Source organism: Polyangium jinanense (genome assembly GCF_028435365.1).
The window spans coordinates 367,188-392,389 of record NZ_JAGTJJ010000004.1 but is presented as its reverse complement, the minus strand read 5'-3'; the positions used below and the strand labels follow the sequence as shown (position 1 = coordinate 392,389).

The 25,202-nt window shown below is 68.0% G+C and carries 22 protein-coding genes; 10 read left to right on the top strand and 12 right to left on the bottom strand.

The features are described 5' to 3' along the window. Window positions 1–29: 29 nt before the first annotated feature. The 4 genes from KEG57_RS12985 (at window position 30) to KEG57_RS12970 (ending at window position 3,845) form a co-directional block, all read left to right on the top strand. Window positions 30–662, top strand: a complete 633-nt coding sequence (locus tag KEG57_RS12985; protein WP_272419791.1) for a hypothetical protein — start codon at window positions 30–32, stop codon at window positions 660–662. Beyond that, window positions 662–1,240 (top strand): hypothetical protein, encoded by a 579-nt coding sequence (locus tag KEG57_RS12980; protein ID WP_272419792.1) that lies wholly within the window; start codon window positions 662–664, stop codon window positions 1,238–1,240. Before KEG57_RS12985 ends, KEG57_RS12980 begins: the two co-directional genes overlap by 1 nt. A gap of 93 nt (window positions 1,241–1,333) precedes the next feature. After that, window positions 1,334–2,560: a single stranded DNA-binding domain-containing protein gene (locus tag KEG57_RS12975; RefSeq protein WP_272419793.1), complete on the top strand. Its 1,227-nt coding sequence runs from the start codon at window positions 1,334–1,336 to the stop codon at window positions 2,558–2,560. Window positions 2,561–2,624: 64 nt separating this feature from the next. Continuing rightward, window positions 2,625–3,845: a trans-sulfuration enzyme family protein gene (locus tag KEG57_RS12970; RefSeq protein WP_272419794.1), complete on the top strand. Its 1,221-nt coding sequence runs from the start codon at window positions 2,625–2,627 to the stop codon at window positions 3,843–3,845. On the opposite strand, the gene KEG57_RS12965 is transcribed toward KEG57_RS12970, so the two are convergent. Beyond that, window positions 3,827–4,687 (bottom strand): phytanoyl-CoA dioxygenase family protein, encoded by an 861-nt coding sequence (locus KEG57_RS12965; RefSeq protein ID WP_272419795.1) that lies wholly within the window; start codon window positions 4,685–4,687, stop codon window positions 3,827–3,829. The genes KEG57_RS12970 and KEG57_RS12965 overlap by 19 nt on opposite strands. 126 nt (window positions 4,688–4,813) lie before the next feature. Between KEG57_RS12965 and KEG57_RS12960 the strand changes: the two genes are divergently transcribed. The 5 genes from KEG57_RS12960 (at window position 4,814) to KEG57_RS12940 (ending at window position 8,763) form a co-directional block, all read left to right on the top strand. After that, a complete protein-coding gene (locus KEG57_RS12960; RefSeq protein WP_272419796.1) occupies window positions 4,814–5,140 on the top strand; it encodes a hypothetical protein in 327 nt (108 codons plus the stop codon). A 127-nt stretch (window positions 5,141–5,267) separates the two neighbouring features. Beyond that, window positions 5,268–5,390: a hypothetical protein gene (locus KEG57_RS12955; RefSeq protein WP_272419797.1), complete on the top strand. Its 123-nt coding sequence runs from the start codon at window positions 5,268–5,270 to the stop codon at window positions 5,388–5,390. Window positions 5,391–5,456: 66 nt separating this feature from the next. Further along, window positions 5,457–6,956 carry a M14 family metallopeptidase gene (locus tag KEG57_RS12950; protein ID WP_272419798.1) on the top strand — a complete coding sequence of 500 codons (1,500 nt, stop codon included), beginning with the start codon at window positions 5,457–5,459 and terminating at the stop codon, window positions 6,954–6,956. A gap of 68 nt (window positions 6,957–7,024) precedes the next feature. Further along, on the top strand, window positions 7,025–8,302 hold the full coding sequence (locus KEG57_RS12945; protein WP_272419799.1) for a GAF domain-containing sensor histidine kinase: 1,278 nt from the start codon (window positions 7,025–7,027) through the stop codon (window positions 8,300–8,302). After that, window positions 8,299–8,763 (top strand): response regulator, encoded by a 465-nt coding sequence (locus tag KEG57_RS12940; protein WP_272419800.1) that lies wholly within the window; start codon window positions 8,299–8,301, stop codon window positions 8,761–8,763. The genes KEG57_RS12945 and KEG57_RS12940 overlap by 4 nt, the downstream gene beginning before the upstream one ends. Here the strand turns inward: KEG57_RS12940 and KEG57_RS56445 are convergent. The 9 genes from KEG57_RS56445 to uvsE all read right to left on the bottom strand — a co-directional run bounded on the left by KEG57_RS56445 (window position 8,652) and on the right by uvsE (window position 19,957). Then, window positions 8,652–9,332, bottom strand: a complete 681-nt coding sequence (locus tag KEG57_RS56445; RefSeq protein WP_465251810.1) for a deiodinase-like protein — start codon at window positions 9,330–9,332, stop codon at window positions 8,652–8,654. The two genes, KEG57_RS12940 and KEG57_RS56445, sit on opposite strands and share 112 nt — an antisense overlap. Before the next feature lie 47 nt (window positions 9,333–9,379). After that, window positions 9,380–9,730, bottom strand: a complete 351-nt coding sequence (locus tag KEG57_RS12925) for a VOC family protein (protein WP_272419803.1) — start codon at window positions 9,728–9,730, stop codon at window positions 9,380–9,382. A gap of 121 nt (window positions 9,731–9,851) precedes the next feature. Next, window positions 9,852–11,033: a tetratricopeptide repeat protein gene (locus KEG57_RS12920; RefSeq protein ID WP_272419804.1), complete on the bottom strand. Its 1,182-nt coding sequence runs from the start codon at window positions 11,031–11,033 to the stop codon at window positions 9,852–9,854. 58 nt (window positions 11,034–11,091) lie between these two features. After that, window positions 11,092–11,565 (bottom strand): hypothetical protein, encoded by a 474-nt coding sequence (locus KEG57_RS12915; protein WP_272419805.1) that lies wholly within the window; start codon window positions 11,563–11,565, stop codon window positions 11,092–11,094. Then, window positions 11,558–14,554, bottom strand: a complete 2,997-nt coding sequence (locus tag KEG57_RS56440; protein WP_504968471.1) for a DUF8740 domain-containing protein — start codon at window positions 14,552–14,554, stop codon at window positions 11,558–11,560. The genes KEG57_RS12915 and KEG57_RS56440 overlap by 8 nt, the downstream gene beginning before the upstream one ends. Before the next feature lie 165 nt (window positions 14,555–14,719). Then, window positions 14,720–16,096, bottom strand: a complete 1,377-nt coding sequence (locus KEG57_RS12900) for a hypothetical protein (RefSeq protein ID WP_272419808.1) — start codon at window positions 16,094–16,096, stop codon at window positions 14,720–14,722. A gap of 48 nt (window positions 16,097–16,144) precedes the next feature. Further along, window positions 16,145–17,512 (bottom strand): hypothetical protein, encoded by a 1,368-nt coding sequence (locus tag KEG57_RS12895; RefSeq protein WP_272419809.1) that lies wholly within the window; start codon window positions 17,510–17,512, stop codon window positions 16,145–16,147. A 104-nt stretch (window positions 17,513–17,616) separates the two neighbouring features. Then, complete coding sequence (locus tag KEG57_RS12890; RefSeq protein WP_272419810.1) at window positions 17,617–18,960, bottom strand: NHL repeat-containing protein; 1,344 nt, start codon at window positions 18,958–18,960, stop codon at window positions 17,617–17,619. A gap of 67 nt (window positions 18,961–19,027) precedes the next feature. Then, window positions 19,028–19,957 (bottom strand): UV DNA damage repair endonuclease UvsE, encoded by a 930-nt coding sequence (gene uvsE / locus KEG57_RS12885; protein WP_272419811.1) that lies wholly within the window; start codon window positions 19,955–19,957, stop codon window positions 19,028–19,030. A gap of 76 nt (window positions 19,958–20,033) precedes the next feature. On the opposite strand from uvsE, the gene KEG57_RS12880 reads away from it, so the two are divergent. Then, a complete protein-coding gene (locus KEG57_RS12880; protein WP_272419812.1) occupies window positions 20,034–21,116 on the top strand; it encodes a DHH family phosphoesterase in 1,083 nt (360 codons plus the stop codon). Between the two features lie 7 nt (window positions 21,117–21,123). Here the strand turns inward: KEG57_RS12880 and KEG57_RS12875 are convergent, their stop codons facing one another. Both KEG57_RS12875 and KEG57_RS12870 read right to left on the bottom strand, forming a co-directional pair. Next, complete coding sequence (locus tag KEG57_RS12875; RefSeq protein WP_272419813.1) at window positions 21,124–23,121, bottom strand: T9SS type B sorting domain-containing protein; 1,998 nt, start codon at window positions 23,119–23,121, stop codon at window positions 21,124–21,126. Between the two features lie 101 nt (window positions 23,122–23,222). Further along, entirely contained in the window at window positions 23,223–25,043 is a 1,821-nt protein-coding gene (locus KEG57_RS12870) for a right-handed parallel beta-helix repeat-containing protein (protein WP_272419814.1), read from the bottom strand. Between the last annotated feature and the right edge of the window lie 159 nt (window positions 25,044–25,202).

The window sequence follows — 25,202 nt, the reverse complement described above, 5'->3', positions numbered from 1 at the left end:
CGCCGCGAAGCTCGTAGATGGGCGCGACCTTGGGTGCACTCCGCGGTAGCCTCACGTTCTCGCGCTTCTACGTTACCGGTGATATCCCCGACGATGTTCCCGGAACGACGCTGAAGCGCATCCGTGCCAACGCTTTCCAGCCTCTCTCGCCCGACGACGAGAAGAACGAGGGCGCGGGCTGGGCCAACATCGAGGAGCCCTTCGACACGGACCTCGATCACGAGAAAGTCTTTTACAACGAGTACGTTTGTCTGGGCCTGCGCCTCGATCGCTGGGTTATCCCCGGGCCGCTGCTCAAGGCCCATCTGCGCGAGGCCGAGCAGGCGCTCCTGGCCAAGAGGGGGCTCGAGCGCCTCGGCCGACAGGCGAAGGCCGATTTGAAGACGATGGTCGTACGCAAGCTCCGGCGCCAGCTCGTGCCTTCGATGAAGAGTTACGACATGGTGTGGAATTTGCGAACGAACGTGCTCCATCTGTACAGCCAATCCGAGCGCATCGCGGCCCTGCTCGATGACCTCTTCAAGCGCACGTTCAAGGTCGACCTCGTGCCTGAGAGCCCGGGCACGGCCGCCGATCGCCTGGGTCTCGACGCCACGGAAGTGCGGTCCTTCGCTGGGCTCGAGCCGATGACGCTTGCCCGATTGGAAGAGGAGGCGCGCTGATGGAGCTCTTGGATCTCATCGAGGGGCGTCGCTTCATGGGGCGCGAATTCGTGGTTTGGCTCTGGTTCGAGAGCGAGATGCAGGAGACGAACCTGCACCCGACGGGCGGCGATCCGGTCTCGATGTGGCTGGAGGCGCAGATCACGCTGGTGCTGGAGAAAGAGGAGAGCCGGCTCAAGGGCGCGATTCCGGCCTCGTCGCCGGAGGCGAAGGAGGCGCTCCGGCAGGGCAAGCTCCCGAAAGAGGCGAAGATGCGCCTCGTGCGCGGGGAGCGCGAGTATGCCTGGACGCTCAAGGCCGATTCGCTGGGGCTCTCGGGCCTCAAATTGCCCACGCAGCTCAAGAAGAACGACGAGAAACACGAGGTGTTTTACGAGCGCATGATGCTGCTCGAGGAACTCGAAACCTCGCTCTCGGCGCTCTATGCGGACTTCGTGCGCATGCGCCTCGCGGATCCCTGGGACGACGAGGTCGTGCCGCTCATGAAGAACTGGGCGCACGGCGAGAAGCCGGATGCGGGGGCGTACCTCGCCACGAAACGCGCGGTGCTCGGCGAGAAGCGGAAAAAGAAGCGGTAGCCGCGGAACCACCGGCGCTCCTTGACAGGGAATGGCATTGGGCGATAGGACTCGTATGGGTCGCTACGGCGCTTGCTTTTCCTGGAGGAAGTCATGAATCATCGTGGTTTTCGGGGCCGGTGGATTCCGCTCGTTCTGGCAGGCGTGGCTGCCGTGGTCGCGGCGTCCGGATGCTCGGATGACCCGTCGTCGTCGAATACGGGCGGCGCTGGCGGGACCGGCGCGGGAGGGAATGGCGGCGCTGGCGGCGGCACGGGCGGCGCGGGCGGCGCGGGCGGCACCGGCGGCGCGGGTGGTGGGCTCGCGGAGCGCGCGTCGGCGCGTATGTTCCTGTCCGGGCACAGCCTCACCGACAATCCATTGCCGGACCACGTCCTGACCATCGCGCAGAGCCTCGGGAAGGATTTCAATTTCAACGAGCAGATCGGCATCGGCTCGCCGATCCGGGTGAGGACCAAAGGCGGGAGCTTCGACGCGCCGGACTGGCCTGGATACAGCACCGGGAAGAACCGCGAAGGCAGCGACATGAACGTGATCGAAGAGCTGCTCTCCCCGAAGACGCTCGGGCCCGGCGAGCTCTACGATACGCTCGTGATTACGGAGCGGCACGACATCCTGGGCACGATCTGGTGGGAGGATACGTTCGGCTTCCTGCGCCATTACCACGACCGATTGATCGACGGAAACCCGGCCGGGCATACGCTATTTTACCATAGCTGGCTCGACGTCGACAAGAATGCCCCGAAGACGTGGATCGACCACGAGAAGAACGCGCTTTACGCGTGGGAATGCGTGGCGAGCAAGGTGAACCTTTCGCTCGCGGCCGAGGGGCGGACCGACCGGGTGGAGGCGCTCCCCGCGGGCGCGGCGCTCGTCGATCTCGTGGAGCACATCTTGAACGACGAGGTACAAGGCATCACGGGCACGACGTCGCAGAAGCTCGACATGATCTTCAGCGACAACGTCCACATGACGCCGCTCGGCGCGTATTACCTGGCACTGGTCACGTACGCATCGATCTTCCGCGCCTCGCCGGTCGGCGCGGCCGTCCCCGCGGAGATCAATGCCGAGCCGGCGGCCGACATGCAGAAGATCGCCTGGGACTTCGTGCGCGCCTATTACAGCCAGCCGACGCCGGGCGAACATACGATGGAGGAATGCAGGACGTTCATCTCGCAGAACGTCTGCGCCACGTTCTGGACCTTGCTCAACGAGCCCGGCCAGGTCGCCCCCTGCCAGGCGGATTTCGCGAACGCGAACGCGGAGCAGAACCCCTTCCGCTGGCCGGATCCGCAGTTGAAGTTGTGGCCGGATCCGTAAAGCCACCGCCGGGGGTGGCTGGGCTCCCCGAGAGCGCGTTCGTCACGGATGCCAGGAGAGAACCATGAAATCGTCGCCGCATCGTCCCGCCACCCTCGCGCTCCATGCAGGTTTGCCCGAGGGCGCCCCGCGTGCCGTGGGCGCTCCCATTTCGCCCCCCATCACGACCACGACGAGCTTCCACACGGCCCCGGACGCCGTCGGTTTTTCCGCGGCCGATCTCCAGGAGGCTGCGCCGCATTTCTATACGCGCTGGGGCAATCCCACGATCGAGCTTCTAGAGGGGCGGCTCGCCGCGCTCGAAGAAGGCGCGGCAGCCGTCTGCTTCGCGAGCGGAATGGGGGCGGTCTCGGCGCTCTTCTTCGCAAGGCTTGGCGCGGGCGCGCATCTCGTCCTGTCCGACGTGTGTTATGCCGGCGTCGCGGAACTCGCGCACGAGACCCTCCCGCGCTTCGGGATCGAGGTGACGACGACGAACACGGCCGATCCCGAATGCGTCGCAGCCGCGATCCGGCCCGGCGCGACGCGCCTCGTGCACATCGAGACGCCGGCGAACCCCATTTTGAAGCTCTCGGACATCGCAGCGATTGCGGAGGTCGCGCATGCGGCCGGGGCCGAGCTGTCGGTCGATTCGACGATCGCGACCCCCATCGCGACTCGGCCCCTCGCGCTGGGCGCCGATTACGTGGTGCATTCGCTGACGAAGTACATCTGCGGCCACGGCGATACGATCGCCGGCGCGGTCGTTGGGCGGAGCGCGGAGCGGATGGCAGCGTTGCGCAAGGAGGCGTTGATCCATTACGGCGCCGCGCTGCACCCGTTCGCGGCCTGGCTCGTCTTGCGCGGGCTGGAGACGCTTCCCGCGCGTATGCGGATCCACGAGGAGAACGCTCGGCGCGTGGCGACCTGGCTCACCGCGCATCCACGGGTCGCCGCGGTCCACTGGCCGGGCTTGCCGAGCCACCCGCAACGCGCGCTCGCCGAGAGGCAGATGCAAAATGCGTCGGGTCTGCTCGCGTTCACGGTGAAGGACGGCAGCCCGGCGCTCGCGAAACAGTTCGCCGAACGGCTGCGGGTCATCTCGTATGCCGTTTCGCTCGGAAAAACGAAGAGCCTGCTTTTCTACATCCCGACGGACGACATCCTTCGCACGTCGTTTCGCCTCGCCGGGGCGCAGGAGGCCGCGTATCGGGCCGCGGCGGGCGAGGGGGTCTTTCGATTGTCGGTGGGCCTCGAAGACCCGGACGATCTCATCGCCGATCTCGATCAGGCGCTCGGGGGCTGAAACCCGCGCAAAGGCAGGTCCGGCCGCTGGAGCCAGTTGTCCGCGGGGTAATACGCGTCCGCCTCGACGACGTGCATCGTATAGGCATGCCTCGAGCGATCCGAGCGGTTTTCCGCGCTTCGATGCGGCAAGAGCCCATGCAGCACGACCAGCGTCCCGGCCGGGACCTCGAGGGGAATGGCGCCGTCCTCGACGAGGGGCGCCTCGTCCAGCACCTCGAAGCGCGTGCCCCCGCGCCCGTCCCGCAAAAAACGCTTCTTGAGCCCCTGCCGATGGCCGCCGGGCACCGCCCACAAGCAACCATTCTCGATCGTGGCGTCCTCCAGCGCGAACCACAGGCCCGTCACGGTCACGGGCTCCGTGTAGAGGAACGTGGCGTCCTGGTGGCAAACGACCTCACCGCCGATGTGGGGCTGCTTGAAGATGTACATCGATTGAAGCAAGACCGGTCGGGACAGGCCGAGCTCGGTCGCCAGCGCCGCGAGCTCGGGCGTGCGCGAGAATCGATCGAAGACCGGATCGAGGTCGTGCATCGCGTGGCCGATCTTGTTGAGCGCGCGCTCCTTGGGCACGCGCAGGCGGCCATCCGGCCCGATCGCGCCCTCCTCGAGGAAGAAACGGATCTTGTCGCCTGATTCGAGGAAATAGTCGTCGGAGGTGCGCGTCTGCTCGTGCGTGGTGAAGATCGAGCGGTGCGCCTCCGGGTCGAAGGCGGCGACGAGCTCCTCGGCGCGGCGCTTCAGCGCGAGGCACGCTTCGACCGAGACGAATCCGGACAGGACGAGGAAACCGTCGCGCTGGAAGGCGTCGCGGCGCTCGGACAGGGCGATGGGCCGGGGCATGGTTCGATTCTCGTAGTCCTCCCAGACCCGGCTGTCCATGGCGTGGCGGAGAGGTTCTTGCGGCATGCCGAGCCGTCGTGCGCGGCAAGTGTTGCGTGGGGGCGAATCGAGGCTTACGATGCCCCCATGCATCGGCACCCCTGGCGAATCGTGCGCGCGCTCCGCGTGCTTTTCGCCTGCCTCATGCTGATGCTGCCGGCCGCACCGGCGCGTCATGCGCAGGTCGTTCCGGACACGGTGGTCTTCGTCGCGTATGCCGCGACCGCGCTGCAGGTCGCCGCGGCGGCGCACGAGGTCGCGCCGGAAAACGCCGAGGCGCCGCGCGCTGGGATCGAGACCCGGCCCGCGAAGGCGGCCTCGTTCGTCCGGGCCACGGCGCCTCTCCCGGCCGATCCGAGCGTCCCGTTCGTCCCCGCGGATCGCTGGCTCCTTCATTGCGCTCTCCTTTGCTGAATTCGACGGCCTTTTCCGCGGCCTTCAATTCCACAGCAAGGAGAAAGCGATGTCGCCTTTGGCTGAACGCCCTCGAAGGAGAGCCTGGCGGCGCTTCGTCCGTCGCCTGCTCCATTCGTTTCGTTCGATGGGCCGAATTGGCCTTTTGCTCGGCTCGGCCATGTTCCCCGGGATGCCGCCCCCGCCCCCGCCTCCACCTCCGCCGATCGAGGAGCAGGCTTCGGGCGGAAAAAAGCTCGCCGAGCTCTAGTTTCTCGCGGCGGCATAACGACGGGCCGCATCCACGCGCCCGGCGTTCTGTGCTACCTCACGCCGCATGCTGCTCACCCGCGCCGAGTCCACCTCCTTCCGCGAGACCTCCCTCCACGCCGACGTGATGCGCTTCGTGCGCGCGCTCGAAGCGCGGAACGACCCGCGCCTCCACGTCACGACGTTCGGCACCTCGCCCGGCGGCCGCGAGATGCCCCTCTTGATCCTCTCGAAGGACCACGTCCGCACGCCCGAGGAGGCCCGGCGCAGCGAGCGCCCCGTCGTTCTCATGCTCGACGGCATCCATCCCGGCGAGGTCGAGGGCAAGGAGGCGAGCCTCGCGCTCGTGCGCGACCTGCTCGACGGCCGCCACCCCGATTGGCTCGACACAATCACGCTGCTCGTCGTCCCGCTCTTCAACCCGGACGGCAACGACGCGCTCGATCCCGCCAATCGACGGCTCGATCTGAAAAAGCTCACCGGCCAACTCGGCCCCGTGGTCGGGACCCGCACGCAGAGCCAGGGCATCAACCTGAACCGCGATTACATGCGCCAGGCCGCGTCCGAGATGCGGGCCTTGCAAAATAACGTCTGCATTCCGTGGGCGCCCGACCTCACGATCGACAACCACGCGACGAACGGCTCGGTGCACCGCTTCCACATGACCGTCGACGTGCCCCACACCGTCGAATCGGGCCGGCGCGAGCCGATCGATTTCATGCGCCAGCGGCTCGTCCCGGAGGTCATCGCCGCCGTGCGCGCGCGCGGGTTCGAGAGCGGCTGGTATGGCAATTTCGTCGAGGACGAGCGCGTGCTCGACGCAGGCGGTGAGGTCGACGCGGCATCGGCCGTGGGCCTCGGCTGGATGACGTACCCGCACCACCCGCGGTTCGGCTCGAATTACCGCGGCCTCACGAACCGGCTCGATCTGCTGCTCGAATGTTATAGCTACCTGCCGTTCGAGGAGCGTGTCCGTACCGCGACCGCGTGGCAGATCGAGACGCTCTCCTGGGCCGCCAAGCATGCTGACGACATTCGCCAGGTCATTGCCTCGAGCGCCGCGCCGCCGGAGAAGGTCGCCGTGCGGTATCGCCTCGATCGCATGGAAGCGCCGGCCTTGGTCCTCACGCGTTCGCCTCGCACGCTCGACGGCGCGCCCGTCTCCGTGAAGATCCCTTATCTGGGGCGATTCGTGGGCACGGTCGTCGTCGATCGACCCCGCGCTTACCTCGTCCCGCCCGCGCTCGCCGAGCACCTGCGCCGCCACGGATTGCGCGTCGAGGCGGCCGAGGGCGCGCACGACGTCGAGGTCGCGCGTGTCACCTCGCTCGGCACGGAGGGAGGGCGCGGGATCCTGGAGGCTGCGGCCGTCGGTGAGGTCGCGGTGGAGTGGCAGGAGGATCGACGAACCGTGCCCGCGGGATGGTCGCGGGTCGATACGCACCAGCCGCTCGGCGCCATCGCGGTGTATCTTTGCGAGCCCGAAAGTGACGATGGCGCGGTCGAAAACGGGATTTTGCCGGTGCCCGCCGTCGGCGACGAGCACCCGGCGCTGCGCGTCCGCTGAGCGCTCGCGCGGGTTGACAACCGCCTCTCCGAAGCAGACATGAGCCACCTGGTTCAGGAGAAGGGTTGGTGAAAAGTTCCATCGAGCCGCCCGATGACCCCATGCGCTCGCCTGCCTGCTTCGGCGATACCCGAATACCGTCCGAGCTCATTCAAAAGTGGCAAGGGGTCGTCAATCTCGTCGCCGACATCGTACGGGTCCCTGCCTCCCTGATCATGAAGGTCGAGCCGCCGGAGATCGGCGTCCTCGTCGCCAGCGAATCCAAGGGAAATCCCTACGAACATGGCGAGAAGGCGGCGCTCGACACCGGGCTCTACTGCGAGACCGTGATGTCGACAAAAGAGCGGCTGCTCGTTCCCAACGCCCTGGTCGACGAGAAATGGAAGTGCAATCCCGACATCAAGCTGGGAATGGTCTCGTATCTCGGTTTTCCCATCACCTGGCCGAGCGGGGAGGTCTTCGGCACGATCTGCGTCCTGGATACCAAGGAAAACGCTTACAGCGAGCTCTACGAGCGCCTCCTCTTGCAGTTCCGTGACGTGGTCGAGGCAGACCTCCGGGTCTTGTGCGACTTCGACGCTCGGCTCGCCCGAGAAGCCCGCGCGAGAATCGAGGGGCTGCAGGCCAGCGAGCGTCAACTTCAAGAGGCCGTCCGGCTGCGGGACGAGTTCCTCTCCATTGCATCGCACGAGCTCCGCACGCCCATTGCCTCGCTCCAGCTCATGGTGCAGGCGTTGACCCGAGGCGTCGTGTCGCCCACGCCCGAGGCCACGCTCCGCGCCTTCGGCCTGGCGGAGCGGCAGATCACGAGGCTGACCCGGCTCATCGAGGAGCTCCTCGAGGTCTCGCGGATCCAGGCGGGGCGCCTCTCGTTCCAGTTCGAGCGGCTCGATCTCGTGGCCTTGGTCCGTGAGGTGGTGCAGCGCTTCGAGGTCGAATCTGCCCGCGTCCGCTCCCCCCTGTCGTTTCACTCGGAGCAGCCTGTCATGGGCCTCTGGGATCGGAGCAAGCTCGAGCAGGTCGTGACGAACATCCTCTCCAACGCGCTGAAGTTCGGCGCGGGCAAGCCCATCGAGATCTCCGTCGAGGAGGCGCCGATCGGGACCGGCCGGATCGTCGTCACCGACCACGGAATCGGGATTCCTCCCGAGTGCCTCCCGCGCATTTTCGAGCGCTTCGAGCGCGCCGTGTCCGCGCAGGCATACGGCGGGCTGGGGCTCGGGCTCTACATCGTCCGCAGTATCGTCGAGGCGCTGGGAGGCACCGTCCGGGCCGATAGCCTGCTCGGCAGCGGGTCGACCTTCACCGTGGAGCTCCCTTGCAACGTAGGAGGACCCTTACCTTGAGCACCAGCAACGTCCTCGTCGTCGACGACGACCCCGATATCCTCGAGACGACGCGTTTCGTCCTGGAGAGCGCCGGTTATCAGGTCTCGACGGCCGCAAACGGCAACGAGGCGTTGAGCCGCCTGCATTGCGAGGCAGCGCCGTGCGTGATCCTCCTCGATCTCATGATGCCGGTGATGGACGGCTGGGCGTTCCGGGCCGAGCAGGTGCGCGATCCCGGGCTCGCCGGCATTCCGGTCATCATCGTCACGGGGGCTGGCAGGGGCGCCCGGAGTGCGGAGTCCCTCGGCGCCGCCTGCCTTTTGGAGAAGCCGGTCGACCTCTCCACATTGCTCTCGAAGGTGGGGTGCTACTGCAAGACCGGAGCGGACGAGCCCTGTGCGTCCCCCGGAAACCTTTGCGCGAGCCAGGCCTCCACCTCTTCCGGGTGGAACCCGAACGGGCCCATGCCGCCCTTGTAAACGACCTGCCCCTTCTCGTCGATCACGTAAAGCCGCTCCGGCCAGGCCGCATACGCCGCGTTCGCGGGGTTCTCGATCGGATCCACGAGGAGCGGGATGTCGTACTGGAATCGCTTCACGAAATCGGCGGCGATGGCGACGCGCGCCTCCGTGCTCCGCGGCTGCGGGTAGCAGACGTTGTGCTGCTCGTTCACATCCATCTGCCATTCATCGGTCGGGTGGGCCTCCTTGATGTAAATGGTGAGGAAACGGGCGCTCTTGCCATAACGCCCGGACATCGCCTTCAGACGCTCGACCGAGCGCCGGAACGGCGGTCATGTGAAGCTGCCAAAGATCAAAACGAGCGGCTTTTCCCCGATGTACGCCGCGAGCTTCTCCCGCCGCCCCTCCGCGAGCGCGACGAGCTCCACGTCCGGCGCCGCGTCGCCGACCTTGAGCCGCCCTTCCTCCCGCTGATCGTACCGCAACATGCCGATCACGTTGCGCGGGCCCATCCACCCCACGAATGCCGCGCCCCCCGCCACGAGGAGCGCGGCCACCGCGACCAGAGCCTTCTTCGTCCGCGTCATGGCCTCTTCGTTTACCATGTCCGCGAAGAGGTTGGAAGGGTCACGAACTAACGCTTCTGGTACCGGGGCTGGTAGAGCTCGACCTCCACGCCGCCCGGCATGACGAAGTGAATCACGAAGCCATACCCACGATCCGTGATTTCGTCCTTGAACTCCACGCCGCGGCCGCGCAGCTCGGCCACCGTTGCGTGGATGTCGTCGCAATAAAACGAGACGTTGTGCGTGCCCGTGGGCGGGCGGCCCTCGGTCGGGTGGCAGCCGATGTCCGCCTCCGGGAGGTCGAAGATGAGCCAGCCTTCGCCGACGTCGGTATGCGGGAGGCCGAGCTTGTCGCGAAGGAACGCGCGCATCGCCTCGGCCTCGCTGCTGTAAAACATCGCGTGAACGCCCTTGATCACGGAGACCTCCCTCGCGCCGTTCGGCGCAGCGACGAACGCTAGCAGCTCACGCGGAGCGGAGGAATCCGAAACGACAAACCTCGGCGCGTTCCGGGTTGTCGCGTCAACCGTTTGTCGGCGGTCAAGGGCTTCGCTTTTCGTTCGGGCGCGGCGCAGGAGCCGGGCCCGCCGAGGCCGACGCGGACGCGGCCGGCGCCGCCGAGAGCGCCGTGACGCGGCTTTGCGCTTGTCGTTGCAGATCCGCGACCAAACGCCCGTCGGGGCCGCTCGGTGTGAGCGCGAGCAGTTTTTGGTAAGAGCCGAGCGCTTGCTCCTTTTCCCCGAGATCCTCGCTCGCGATGCCGGCCCCGAGGAGCGCGGGCGCCGAGGTCGCGTCGCTCGCGAGCACGCCGCGGAAGACGTCGAGCGCGGCCGCGGCCTTTTTTTGCCGCACGAGCGCAAAGCCGAGCGCATTTCCCGTCTCCGGAACGGGGCGCATCTGCATCGCGGCCCGGAGCGCGCGCTCCGCGTCCTCGAGTTTGCCCGCGCCGAGCAGCGCCTGGCCGAGCGAACCCATGGCGTCGGCGCTTTTCGGATCGAGCTCCGCCGCGCGCTGGAAATGCAAGATCGCGTCGACGTTCTTCTGCTGCTTCGCCCGCGCGCGCCCGAGGGCCAAACGCGCGTCGAAGCTCTCCGCGATTCGGAGCGCCGCTTCGAGGTGCTCGGCCGCGCCCGCGATGTCCCCCTCGGCAAGCTCGATCTGCCCGAGCCCCACGAGCGCTCCGGCATCGGCAGGCTTCACCTTCAGCGCGAGCTGAAATTCCGATTTCGCGCGCGCCGCGTCTTCTTTGCGGCTCATCAAAACGAGCCCGAGCGCGGTATGCGCGAGCGGCGAGGCCGGATCGATCGCGAGCGCCTCGATAAACTTCGCCTTGGCCCCCTCGGCGTCGCCCTGTCGAGCCAGGATGTTACCGAGCGCGGTCAGATACACGGCCGCGCGTGGTTTGTCCGTGTCGAGCAAGAGTTGGGCCTCATAACGAGCGTCGTCGATGGCCTCGGGGGCGATACGCGCGGCGCTCTCGGCGATGAGGTGGACGCGCGCGCGCATGAGGGCGCGTTGCACGTCCGGGTCCGTGGGCGCGAGCTCGCGCGCGTGGCCGTACGCCGCGAGGGCCTGCGGGTAACGGCCGGCTTCGAGGGCGACGTCGCCTTGCGCGAGGTGCTGCCGCGCGAGCTCGGGGGTGCGATCGCAGGCCCAGAGCATCGCGGTGCAAAGGAGGAGCGAAGGCAGCCGGAAGGCGCGGGCGAGGGGCCTCGGGATCATCGGAGGGCCGTTCTACGCCCGAGGCGGTCGGGAGAAAAGACCACTCGACACGGTTGTTTCAGCGCTCGGCGGGCGCAGCTTGGACTTCCAGGACGCGAGGTGGGAGCGGCTCCGTGGTCATGGCGCCGCGGGGAGAGAGCTCGGCGTTCGCCTCGAGGACGTGCGGGACGAGTGGCTCCGCCGTCAGCGGGCCGCGCGGGGAGAGCTCGACATCGACGCGGAGCTCGCGCGGCATGAGGGGCTCCTTGGAGCCGTTTCGCACGTAATCGTCCGGCTCGAGCGGCTTCCGTGTTTCTCCAGGCAAAGCGCTCGCGGGCTCCGGGATCGTCACGTTCGTCGCCCCCATCGCCGTTGGTCTCGTCGTCACCGGCGACGCGACGGGCGCCTGCTCGACGCCCACGGGGCTCGCCGCCGGATCTCGCGTCTCCGGCGCCTCGGCGAAGCGCGAACGGACGAACAGAGCGGCCCCGACGAGGAGGCCCGCGAGCGCGACGATGGAGACGATCCTCGCGCGCCCGGCCTTGTCATTCATTGTAGTTGGAGCTGTTGGCGCAACGGAAAAAGCGGCTGTCGTTCTTGTCGCACTCGCCCTCGAAGTTGCTGATGTTGCTCGTATTGTTGACGCAATAGGCGTCGTCGTCGCCGGCGCGGTTCCCGAGCCAATCGCCGTTGTAGAGCTGGCCCGCCGCGCCATACACCTGCAAGATCCTGTAGGTGTCGTTGTAGGTCGCGATGTGCCCGCCGAGCGCGGCGCAGACGTTCTGCGCGTTGTTGAAGGTCTGCGGGGAGAAGAACGGCGTCACGCAGATCGTGTTCGAGCGCGCGATGCCTCCGAGGGTCGTGCTGGTGGTGACACCGTAGGCGTTGAACGGCGCCGTGCACGGCCTCGGACCCGCGCCGATGAGCTGCGACCACGTGGTGTTGCCGGCGTTGTTCGTCTTGCGGAACCAGAGATCCTGGTCGAAGAAGCTGCCGCCGATCTGCATGGCGTAGTTGTTGCCGTTATTCGAATGCCGCACGTCGATGAGGTGCTGCCAGCCCGACGCATTCGGATAGTAGTTCGACGGCGCGGAGGTCTCGAAAAAGCCGCTGCGCGAGCCCGTCGCGTCGGCGTTGTCCTTCGTCTCCGTCCGCGTGAGGCCATTGCCCCAGTAGACGATTCCGTCGGCCCGGATGTTGCCGGTCGCGTGGACCTGCTCGGCCGGGCCCGCCGTGCCGATGCCGAGGGTGCCGGGGAAGTAGTTGATGCCCGACGTGCCGCCGTCGTACTGCAGATACGGGGCCGTGTCGTTGTGGATGCCGCCGCGGAACTGCGCCTGTGCCGTGAAGTAGACCGTGCCGGAGTTGAAATAGGCGCCGCCGGGGACGATGACGTACGAGCTCGCGACGATGTACGGGTTCGCCGCGGTGAACCGGATGTTGCCAGCGCCGTCGGCATTGGAGGCGATGCGCAGATAACCGTTCGCGTGGATGTTCGACGCGGCGAACTGCTCGTAGCCCGTGCCGGGGTTATTGTAGGTGCGAATAATGCCGTCGCTGCCCATGCCGAGCTGCGAGGCGACGACGCCAGGCCAGTGGAAGGAGATGCGCGGCGTCGCGGTCGTGCGGACCTCGATGGACGCCGTGTCGTAGACCGTGCCCGCGCCGCCCGTGACGTCGAACCGGCCGGTGGTGGTCACCGTGGTGGCGTCGTCGGTGATGCTCGAGTTTCCGCCGGTCGTGGCGCCGGTGAATTTGATGACGGTATTGACCGTGCCATTGATGTTGGCGGAGCCGGCAGGACCTTGCGGGCCGATCGGACCCTGGGCGCCTTGCGGACCTTGCGGCCCTTGTGCGCCGGTGGCGCCGGCCGGGCCTGCGGGGCCTTGCGCGCCGGTCGGGCCGATCGGGCCCTGAATGCCCTGAGGGCCTTGGGCGCCGGTGGCGCCGGCGGGGCCCGCCGGACCTTGCGCGCCTTGTGCGCCGGTGGCGCCCACGGGGCCTTGCGGGCCTTGGGCGCCGGTGGGGCCGATGGGGCCTTGAGGACCGATGGCTCCCGTCGCGCCGGTGGCACCTGCGGGACCTTGCGGGCCGACAGGACCGACGGCGCCGGTTGCGCCCGTCGGACCGATGGGACCTTGCGGGCCTACAGCACCGGTCGCGCCCGTCGCACCCGCGGGACCTTGCGGGCCCATCGCGCCGGTGGCGCCGGTGGGACCCACGCTTCCCTGCGGACCCATCGCACCCGTCGGTCCCATGGGTCCGATATCACCTTGAGGACCGGTCGCACCCTGCGGACCGATAGGTCCAACTGGGCCGGTGGGACCTACATCTCCCTGCGGACCCATCGCGCCTGTCGGTCCCATGGGTCCGACGTCACCCTGAGGACCGGTCGCACCCTGTGGACCGATAGGTCCAACTGGGCCGGTGGGACCTACGTCTCCCTGCGGACCTATCGCACCTGTCGGTCCCATGGGTCCGACGTCACCTTGAGGACCGGTGGCACCCTGCGGACCGATAGGTCCAACTGGGCCGGTGGGACCTACGTCTCCCTGCGGACCCATTGCGCCTGTCGGTCCCATGGGTCCGACGTCACCCTGAGGACCGGTGGCACCCTGCGGACCGATAGGTCCAACTGGGCCGGTGGGACCCACATCTCCCTGCGGACCCATTACGCCTGTCGGTCCCATGGGTCCGACGTCACCCTGAGGACCAGTCGCACCCTGCGGACCGATAGGTCCAACTGGGCCGGTGGGACCTACATTCCCTTGCGGACCCATCGCGCCGGTCGGCCCCATCGGACCCACAGGACCCACCGCGCCGGTCGCGCCGGTCGCGCCCGTCGGGCCTACCGGGCCCATCGGTCCTATCGGACCGGCCGGACCCATCGCGCCCGCCGGACCCATCGGTCCCATAGGTCCAATCGGACCCACGGGACCCTGCGCGCCCGTCGAACCTACCGGACCCACCGGCCCCATGGCGCCCGTCGGACCCGCGGGGCCTATCGCGCCATCCGCGCCGACCGGACCTTGCGGACCCGTCGCACCCGTCGGCCCCATGAGCCCCGTCGGCGGACCGACCCACTCGCCGTTGTTGTTGATGACCTCGGTCCCGTTGATCGTGACGCTCGTCGGGTGGATGTCCCCGTTCACGTCGTTCGCGAGCAGCGCATACGGCACGCTCTGGATGGGCGCGCGCGGCTGGAGCTCCGGCTCGCTGTCGATCGTGATCCCCAGGTACCGGACCGAGCCGTTGAACACTTTGTCCCCAAACGGAACGATCGAGCCGAGCGAGACCGAGTAGAACCCCTCGTCGAAGGCGACCTTGTGCTCTTCGCTCCAGAGCGGCGTTTGCGCGTCCGTCGCGTCGTAGATCGCGAAGGTCACGGTGAGCTCGCCGCTGATCGGCGTGTCGTCCGCTTCGAAGAGCCGTCCCTGGTTGGTGATCGTCAGGGGAACGGCCGCGTCCGCGCTGGAGATGGCAAAGAGGCCACCCACCAGAACCGTAGCCGCGAGCAGGCGTCGAATCGTGCGAAACCTCATGGGGACGTCTCGTCCTCGCGGGGGCCGCCGCCGGGGAAAAACCCGCGCGAGATCCCGCTTGGCATTTTTAGGCTACGCGTGTCCAGGGAGTCACGTCAATGCCATCGCGCCCCGCTGAGAACGACGCCTCGCGTCAGTCAGCCGCCGGAGGCCTGGCGTCCTCGTTCAGCCCACCCGTGGGCTCATCCCGTCCGCGAGCTTTTCGAGCGCCTCGCGCCTCGTCATTGTCACGCGGGCGATGGCGCGGGCGAGCGCGGCGACCGGCGGGCAAGCCTGTGTGGCCAGCCAATCGCGCGCCGGCACCCGTCCGCGGATCCATGGCCGCGTCGATTCGAGCCGCTCCATCAGCGTGCGCTCGCCGAACGATCGGTAAAGGAACGCGGTGTACGGCGAGGCGCCGAGATCGAAGCTCGAAGGGCTCGCACGGCCCTGTTCGAGCAGGCGGAGCAGGACGGGATCGAGGTCCGCCGAGGAATCGGGCGCCCGCTCGAGGAAGAGCTCGGCCCGCACGGGGTTCGTGTTGTTCTCGTCCGGAATGCCCCCGAGGAAGAGCTCGATGGGCGCGTCGCCGCCCGTCGCGCAGGCGAAGGCCTCGACGAGCGCGATCGTATAAAGCTTCGCCCGCAGATATCGCACCGCGAGCGAGATGTTGCGGCGGGCCTGGGCGATTCGCCTTGCATGCACCTCGGGCGAGGGTTCGCCGCGGAACGCGTGAAAGACGCGCTCGGCGGCGAGGGTCGAGAGAAAGGCCTCCATGCGCTGCAGCGCGAGCCGATACTCGCCGTTTCGATAGACGTTCGGCATGTGGAGCGCGGGGTTCGTCTCGGGGAGCAGCCGCCAGGTATTGTCGAGGAAACGTGCCGGATCGGCCTCGGCGAAGTTCTCGACGTCGCGGTTCGCGAGCCGCACCGACGCGCGCACCGCGTCCTCGCACGCATTCGCGTCGAGCCCGGGGATCCCGAGCTCCCGCAGGCGCCCGACCAGGCGATCGAACGCGGCCGTCTCGCGGAACGGGATCGTCGCCTCGATGCCCGCGGCGATCTCGGCGAGGTGGCGATGCGGCAGGAACGGCGACAGGCATTTGACGGCGACGAAGGCGCTCGCGAGCTCGTTCAGGCCGGTCAGCGGCGTGAGCTCGTCGCCGGGCTCGCGGCCGAAGATGCGGGCCACGAGGGCCGTGGCCGGGTCCTCCAGCACGCCGAGGCCGATCCGGTAACCGGTCCCGTCCACGGACGCGAGCAGCGGGCGGAGGATGTCGCTCACCATCCGGGGAAAACCCTGATCCACCTGCACGTACACGACGTCGTGGAAGATGCCCGCGAGCGTCTCGATCGGGCCCATCCCCTCCGTGAGCGTGAGCACGTGCGCGTGGCTGTGGAATTCGCGGGACTGCCCCGACAGGGCCTCGTGGACCAGGAACGTCGGCCGCTCGAGCTCGAGCGCGCTCGGACGACCGCCGAGCCGTGTGAGCGCCTCGTCGAACCGGACGAGGAGCCGGTGGATCGTGGGGAGCGCCGCATCCACGGTCGGCAGAGGGAGCATGCCGTTCCTTATCACATGTGTCTCTTCGCGTGAGCCCGTTTCTTTTCGTCACATCCACATGCGAACGACCACTCCATACGTCCCCGGCCCCGGGGTCATCCCCACATCGGCGCCGCCGAGGAGAACCCGATTGCCCGGGTGGAGCCGGACCGTATGCAGGACCCCGTTCTCCCCGAGGTATACGCGCAGGATGCCGTGAACGCCGAACGTGGTGTCGACGCGGCCGTCGCATGTGTACCGCACGAGGACGGGCGAGACGATTGTTTCGTTTTCTGGTGAATTGCCGACGACGAGGATACCCCCCCCGGGCAATACCACCATGTCCTCGGCTCGCATGTTGCCCGCGTGGCGTGGCCCTTCCGCGCGGCCCTCGGAGCCGAACGAGAGGTCGGGGCTGCCGTCCGCGAGGAAGCGGCGGACCACGAAATCTGGGTTGTCCCCTCCGGTGTCGCCGGCCACGACAATGGTGCCGTCGGCAGAAGGCGCGACGGACTCCGCGCGCTCGCGGTTCGTGTCACGGCCGGCTTCGATCACGCCATCGCCGCCGAACGAGGGATCGAGCACGCCGTCCGCCGTCAGGCGAAGCACGACCATGATGGTTCCCTGGTCGAGGTCCGCGGTGCCGGCCACGAGAATGCGGCCGCTCGCGTCGAGGGCGACCGATCGGGCGTGCGCGGAGACGCCCACGGGGACGGTCACGTATCCCTTCGGTGCAGCGAACGTGGTATCGAGCGCGCCGGTCCGGGTGGCGCGGGCAATGAGAATCTCCTGGCTGCCGCGCCCACCGACCACGAGGATCTTGTCGTTCGGAAGAACCAGGCCATCCGCGACGGACTCCTCGCCGCCGAGGTCGATCAGGCTCTTCCCGTCGGTGCCGAACCCGGAGCCCCCGATCGACCCGTCCGGCTCGAAACGCATGAGCGCGATGTTCGCGGATTCGCCGTGGAACTTGTCACGGTGGCCCATCGCGACGATTCCGCCGTCGCTCTGGTGACCGACGGCGACGGCAAAGGAGGTGTCGGAGATCGCCGGCGAGAATCCTGTGCCGAGCGTGCCACTGCCACCAAACGTCGGATCGAGCCTCCCGGACGTGGTGAGCCGCGCCAGGCGGAAACGAACGCCCCCGAGCCCTCCCGCGGCCCAGCCCGCCGCAAGGATTCGATCGCCCGCGACATCGAGCCCAAAAAACGCTCCGTCGTCGGCGGCGCCAAAGCTCACCCGGGCCATTCCGTTCACGCCGAAGGTGTCGTCGAGCCTGCCCGCGTAAGCGCTGGGCGCGGGGCACGAGGGCTCGACATCATTCCCGACGAGGGAGGTCTCGTTGCGTTCGGTGGGCGCGGAATTCGCTCCGCATCCGGCGAGCGTTACGAGGGACGAAACGACCAGACCGGAAATCGCGCTGCGCGACAGCCTCATGCCCGGGAACCTCGGGCCGCTTGGCGGGCACGTCAAAGCCGCATTCAGGTCTACCGCGTTTTCCCATGACACACGTGTCCCTGCGCGTGGGAACCGTTCTTTCGTCACATCCACATGCGAACGACCACTCCATAGGTTCCCGGCCCCGGGCTCCCCCCGACGTCGGCGCCGCCGAGGAGAATGCGGTTTCCCGTGTGAAGCCGGACCGTATGCAGGACGCCTGCCTCACCCAGGTAAACCCGCAGGATGCCGTGCACGCCGAACGCGCTGTCGACCTGGCCGTCACACGTGTACCGCACGAGCACGGGCGCGGCGCCTTCGACCGCGTTGCCGACGACGAGGATGCCTCCACCAGGCAATACGACCATGTCTTCGGCTCGCATCTCGCCCGCCCCGCGGAGCCATGCCGAGCGGCCTCGGTTGCCGAACGCGGGGTCGGGGCTGCCATCCGCGAGGAAGCGGCGGACCACGAATTCCGGGCTCCCGCCGGTGTCGCCGGCGACCACGATGGCGCCGTCGCGAGAGAGCGCGACGGACACCGCGCGCTCGTCTCTCCCGTTCTCGCCGACGACCACGCCTTCGCGGCCGAACGAGGGATCGAGCACGCCGTCCGCCGTCGCGCGGATCACGACCATGCGTTTTTCCTGGCCCACGTCCGCGGTGCCGGCCACGAGGATGCGGCCGCTCGCGTCGAGGGCGACCGAGCGGGCCTCCAGGGAGGAGCCCACGGCGACGGTGAAGTATCCCTTGGGGGAAGCGAACGTCGGATCGAGCGCGCCATTCGAGGTGGCGCGCGCGACGAAAAGCTCCGCATCGCGCCGACCGACCACGAGGATCTTGTCGTCCGGAAGAACCAGGCCATCCAGGACGAATTCGTCGCCGCCGAGGTCGATCAGGCTTTTCCCCTCGGTGCCGAAGCCCGCGCCCCCGATCGACCCGTCCGGAAGGAAATGGACGAGCGCGATATTCGCGGATTCGTCACGGAACTCGTCCCGCCATCCCATGGCGACGATCCCGCCGTCGTGCTGGTGCCCGACGGCGACGGCGCGGGCCTGGTCGTTGGTCGACGGCGCGAATCCCGCGGTGGCCGTGCCATCGTCTCCGAACGCGGGATCGAGCCTTCCGGACATGGTCAATCGGGCCAGGTGGAAACGAAGGGCCCCGAGCGCCTCGCCCCAGCCAGCGGCGAGGATTCGATCTCCCGCGACATCCAGCCCGAAATAGCCACCGTCGTCGCCCGAGAGGCCCACGCGGGCCATTCCGTTCACGCCGAAGGTGTCATCGAGCCTGCCCGCGTAAACGCTGGGCGCGGGGCACGAGGGCTCGATATCACTGCCGACGAGGGAGGTCTCGTTGCGTTCGGTGGGCGCGGAATCCGCGGTGCATCCGGCGAGCGTTACGAGGGACGAAACGACCAGACGGGAAATCGCGCTGCGCGACAGCCTCATGCCCGGGAACCTCGGGTCGCGTGGCGGGCACGTCAAAGCCGCATCCAGGTCTACCGCGTTTTCCCGTTCAGGCGCGCGATACGACCGCGGCGCGCTTCGGCTTTGCCGGTTCGAGGCGCGTGCGCTGGAGCTTGAAGAGCGCGAGGTCCTTCTGCTTGGCCTCGATCATGAAATCGCTCGGCACCTCGAGCGCGGCCACGGCCTCGCGGTAATCCTTGGGATCGATGAAATCGGCGTGCGCGCCGGGAGGGCCGTCCTTCCTCTGGCTGGCGAGGTGGTGCTTGGGCCGCAACCCGAGCGGAAGCCAGGTCGTGTTCGCCATGCGGAAGAGCTCGTCGATGGGGACCACGGGATCCGAGGGCAAGACGGCGTTGTGCAGCGGATCGGCGAGGAACGGCAGGCGGTGCGCGCGGGCAAGCGGAAAGACCTCGCGGGCGCTCCAGGTGCGGTCGTCGTGCTCGACGGCGATGCGGCGGCGCGCGTCGTCGGGCAGGGCGTCGAGCATCCGATGCGCGGCAGCCATTGCGGTCATCCGATCGGGCGCGGCCCCGCCGACGTGGAGTACGACGCGCGCCTCGGGGCCCTGGCCGAGCATGTCGAGGACGCGCGTCGAATAAAGCAATTCCTTTTCGGCGGCCAGGCGGACCTCGGGGCGCGCCGAGGCGAGCGAGGCGCCGGCGGGCGAGGGGTGCATGGACAGCCGTTGCCCCGAGCGCCTGGCGATCGCGCCGATCTTGTCGAAATCGCGCGCGAAGTGTTTCCACCAGTGGAGCTCGTTCACGGGGTGCGAGGCGAGCGGGACGAGCCCGGAGCCGATGCGGAAGACTTGGATACCGTGCTTCTCGTTGAACAGAAGAATTTGTTCGAGCTCCGCGAGGTTTTGCGCGATGAGGTCGAGAAGGCGGGCGGGCGTGGCATTGGCGACGCGGCAGGTGTGACTCGCGCCGATCTTCAAGGACAAACACTGGGCCACGTAGCCGAGGCGATGCTTTTCCATGGAAGCGAGCCAATAGGGCCGACCCCCGAATCCGGGAGCCCTCCCGTACATCCATTTCGAGCCCGATACGTTTTTCATGGGAGCGGCGGCGGAGAAGCGGATCGAGCAAGCCGAGGCGTGGCCCGCGGATCCCGCGGCGATGGAGGCCGGAAGGGAGCTCGTCCGGGCCCACGCGCGCGGGCGCTTCGTGCTCGTGCCCGATGGAGACGTCGACGGTTTGTCCGCGGGGGCGCTCGCATTCCGAGCGCTCGAACGGCTGGGGGCCGAGGTGGTGCCCGTCCTGCCAGGCAAGGGGGAGCACGTGCACATGGACGCGCTGCGAGCGCGCATTGTCGCCGCGAAGCCGGACGCGCTCGTGGTGCTCGACATGGGCAGCCGCGGCGAGCCGATCCTCCCGGGCCTTTCGACCTTGCTCGTGGATCACCACGCGCCCACGAGCGGTTTTCCTCCGGGCGCGACGGTCGTGAGCGCGTTCGGCCATCCGCCCGTGGCCTCGACGAGCCTGCTCGCGTGGCACCTGTTTCGTGAAGTCGCGGATGTGCGGGATTCTGCTTGGCTCGGGCTGCTTGGGGCGATGGCGGACCTCGGGGCCGCGCCTTTGCCCGACGTGGTGAAGGGAATGATGGGCGGCATTCCACGCACGAGCCTTCGGGAGGCGATCGTGCTCTTGAATGCGCCGCGGCGCTCGGCCGCGCACGACATCGCGGCGGCGTGGGAGGTGCTGCTCCGGGCGCGGGAGCCGGCGGACGTGGCGAAGGGGCGCGTGCCGGGCGTGGACAAACTCCGCGAGGTACGCGCCGAGGTCGCGGCGGAGGTGCAAAGGTGCGCGCGTTCGAGGCCGTATTTCGCGGGCAACGTCGTGCTCCTGCCTTTTCGCTCGGGGGCGCGCGTGCACCCGCTCGTGGCCCAGCGCGCGGCCGCGCGGTTTTCCGATCGTATCGTGATCGCCGCCAATTACGATTATTTGCCGGGCCGGGTGAACTTCGCGATGCGGAGCCGCGCCGAGCCGGACCTGTTACGTTACCTGCACGGCCTCGGCGTGCCGCTCACCGGAGACTCGGGCCACGGGCACCCGGGCGCGACGGGCGGGAGCATGCCGTTCGACGATTTCGAGCGCCTGCTCGCCGCGATGGGCTTCAAGGCGCCGCCGCGCCCTTGAAGAACGTTCACGGGGTTTTTCGTTCCACCCGCAGCCGATAGGGACCCGCATCCTTTTCGTTGGGCCCGTCGACGATGATCTTGTATTTCCCCGGCGCGAGAGCCGCATCGGTGACCAGCGGAGAAGACGGCGAGCGCTCCCGGGTGCAGAGGTGCGGCATCGATGCGCCCTCGGCGAGGACGGACAGCACGGTCGTCCAGCCGGGCGTCTCGAGGCGGAAAACGTACGTGGTGTCCTCCGTGACGTCGAAGAGCCATTCGTCGTCGTTGCCGTAGGACGCGCAGTACGCGGCGTGGTCGTCGGTGGATTTCGACGTATCCCCCGCGACCTCGCGCCCGAGCACGAGCACACCTCCATGCGCGAGTGGCGCCTCCTCCTGGACCCGGAGCGTGTACGCCCCCGCATGACCGCCGAACCCATCGACGACGACCTTTACCCGCGCACCTTGCGCGAGGGAAATGTGCACGAGCGACGAGCTCACCAAGCTGTGCCGGTCGTCATTACAAGCGAGGAGCGCCCCGTCCGCGTCGTAAACCGCGAGCGCGCCGTCGTAATCGCTGTCGAGCTGAAGAGCATAAAGCCCGGCGCGCGGCGCCGTGAATGTCCAGGTCTCGTCCGGCGCGCCGCCCACGGCCACACAGGCAGGGGACACGCCGTCTTTCGCGCCGCTCGTGGTTCCGCGCACGGGGGCGCCCATCGTCAACGCGCCCCGCGCGCGCGAATCGCCCCGCGGGGCGGGTGGGAAAAGGGGTCTTGACGCGAGGCCTCCGGTCCCGTCGGATCCCAAGATGGCGAGATCCACCGCGCCCCCGCGCCGCCGCACGATCACGGGCGCTACCATGAACGTCACCCCGCGGCGTGGCTCCGAGGGCGAACCCAGGACCGCGGGCGCATGTTCGGGACAACCCGGGAAGTGATCCAAGAGCTTGTCCACGGTCGGCAGGTTGCAGAGGCGCGCGGGGCCGGAGAGTCCGAAGACGAGCGCACTGTCCACCCGCGCCATGCGGCCTTCGGGCATTGCGTCGAGCGGGAGGAGCGGCAGGTCTGTGTATGGATCAGACGAACCTTTCAGCGTCGGGGCCTCGGCGCGGGGCTCGATGGGGCCCGGCGCGAGCGGGGCGGGCTCACCGATGGCGATACGCCCGTCGCCCTGCCGCGCGAAGACGCGTGTTTCGAGCGGCGAGGCGCCGTGAACCGAGCGCCCGGCCGCATCGTGCCCCGACCCGAATCGACCGATCCTGGAGAGCCATTCCACCTTTTTGCGGAGCCAGGGAGAATCGCTGAACGCGGGTTCGTCGGCGGAAAGGACCGAGATGGCACCCGATCGATGAGCCACCACCCACACGGCCCGCCCATCGTCGAGCGTGCGGAGCGCGATATGGCCATGCGGAGGGAGCGCGACCACGCCGAGCGGGGCGGAAAGGGACGGGCGTTCGAGAGAAGAAATCGGAGGCACCACACGGGAGGCGGCCGATGCCTTCGGTGCCGCCGCCGGCAAATCGAAGGCGTACGGCGTGCGCGAGTGCGGCGCGACGAACACGAAACGCGAGGGCAAGATCCGTCGAGGCACCGCGATGGCCTGCGCGACGTACACGGCGAGCGCAATACACCAGTCGCTCAAAAGATGGGTGCGGAGCCTCAACGTGCCCGCGGCGTCGACCTCGACCGTGTCAATCTCCGGCTCGCAGGCGCCGCCCAAATACGAAGACCCGAGTACCACGTGGGTATCGAAATCGACGCGCGGAGGAGGCCCGTCCGCGCCGACGGTATTCCAGAGCGAGCGCAGCTCGTCCTCGTCGGCCGCGAGCCACACGCCCTCCTCAGCGATTCGCTTTTGCCTGGCAGTGACGAGCACGCGCAAGCCGTCGGGCTCAGCGGTCGTGGCGCGGGCGGTCACCGCGGCGGGCTTTGGTACCTCCGAAAGCGGCGTGCCGCGCACGGCGCCCGTGCAGCCCGCGAGCGAAAGCGTGAGCGCGAGGAGGAGGGAAGAGAACGAGCGCGGCATACGGGCAGCAAGACAAATTCTGCCCGGCATGTCAAGCGTGTCCCGGGGCAGGGGAGGAGCGAGCGCGCCCGCGGCGGAGCGCGCTCCTCCCCGTCCATGCGTCAGTCCTTGCCGAATCCCGCGCGGATGTACGTGATGGGCCCTTCCGCCGTGTATTCGTATCGATAGTTGTAGCGCGATTGCTTGCGCGCCTCGGCGATGTAGGCCTCGAACGTGGCCTCCTTGCCGAGCGACGCGTGGTACGTGCCGAGCTTGCGCTCCGGATCCGGGTACGAGACCGCCGTGTTCGTCGATTCCGTCTCCTTGGACTTCGAGACCCACTCGGTGAACGAGATGCCCGTCGCCTCCGGCCCGAATTCGAACCAGCTCTTGTCGGGCACGCTCGAGAACCAACGGTTCTGGCCGAACGTCACGCCCGCATTGAAGTCCTGGTTGAAGAACCGCACGAGCTCCTCGCCCCGGAGCGGCGACTGAACATCGTTGGCCTCGACCTTCACGTTCGTGAGCGCCGTCGTGGAGAAGCGAATCCCGCCGCGCCAGTCGTAGACGACGTTGTTCCGGATCGTGAGGTCCGAGATCGCCTCGTCCGGCACCTGCATCGGGTCGTATTTGCGCGTGAGCTCGAACGCGATGTGATTGCCGCCCGCAGTCTTGTCGTGCGCGAGGATGTTGTTCTCGACGACCGCCGACTTGATGTTCCCGATCTGGATCCCGATCCCGCGTGCCTCGGCCGCCGTGATATCGCCCGCGTCGCCCACCACGTTGCCGGTCACCGTGCCCGTGACGCCGCCCGGGACCGGGGTCGCCGAGCCGTTTGTCAGGCCGTACGAGAAGCCGATGGGATTGTCGATGACGAGGTTCTTGTCCACGACGCCGCCCGCGCGCGCCTGGATGCCGTGGCTCGCCGCGCGCGTCGTGATGTTGCCGCGGATCGTCACCTTCGAGCACGACGACTGGATGTAGACATTGTGGTTGTAGAGCGTCGCGTTCGCGCCGGGCACGTCCGCATTCCAGCCGTTATGGTCGAAGACGTTTCCTTCGAGCACGAGCACGTCGACGTTCATCGCATAGAGGCCCTCGGAGTCGTCGAGGGTCTCGTTCGGATCCGGATCTTCGATGTCGTATGCGTCGACGATGACCGAGCGGCGCACCCGGACATTGTTGATTTTCCCTTGAATCCCCTGGATGCTGATGTTGCCCGTGTAGGACTGGATCATCAGATCCTCGAAGAGCAGGTCGCCGCCCTTGGCAAGCCACATGACGCCCTCGTCGCCTGCCGGGCCCACGAAATCGGGGCTCGCGGGGTCGCGGGTGTTCGCGTGGAAATGGATGCCCACGAACGCGAGGTGCTGGAGCGTGACGCCCGGATCCGCGTAAAGCCCGCGTTTCGCGCCCGTCTCGAGCAGCGGACGCGCCACGGCGTCGCCGTACGTCGAGACGAGCATCGGCTCCGTCGTACCCCGGCCCGACAGCGTCCACGTGCCGAGCCCCTCGTTCCAGGCGTCGCCGCGCTTCAGGAGCAACCAATCCGGGAAGCCATCGCGCAGGAGCTGCTTGCCCTTGGCGATCGTCTTGACAGCTTTCTCCGGCGAAAGGCCGTCGTTGTTGTCGTCCCCGTCCGAGCTCGATACGTAGATCTTTTGGGTGTCGGCGCTCTCCTCGAAGTGGGTCCATCCGACGGTCGGATCCCAGGGCGGACCGGCATCCATGCCGCCGGTCCCGCCGGCGCCGCCGACGCCGCCCGTGCCCCCGCTGCCGCCCGCGCCGCCGACGCCGCCCACGTTGGTCCCCGAGGAGGACGATCCGCTCGCGCCCGGGCCGGGATCCGTGCCGCAGCCCTGCGTGAGCGCGAGCGCCCCGAGGAGCCCCAGGAGCACGGGGGCCACGGCGAATGAAGTCGAACGAGAGATCTTCGAAAGCATGAGTATCTCCAGCGCGCGCCCCTCGCCGGCATGGCGGGGGAAGGCATTCATCTCACGGAGTTTCGCGTGGATCGTCAAGCTCCGTCGAGGTCGTTTCCGTGCGATACGAAAGCGCTGCTCGCCCGCTATTGACGCGGCAAGGGCTTGACGCCGCGCGTC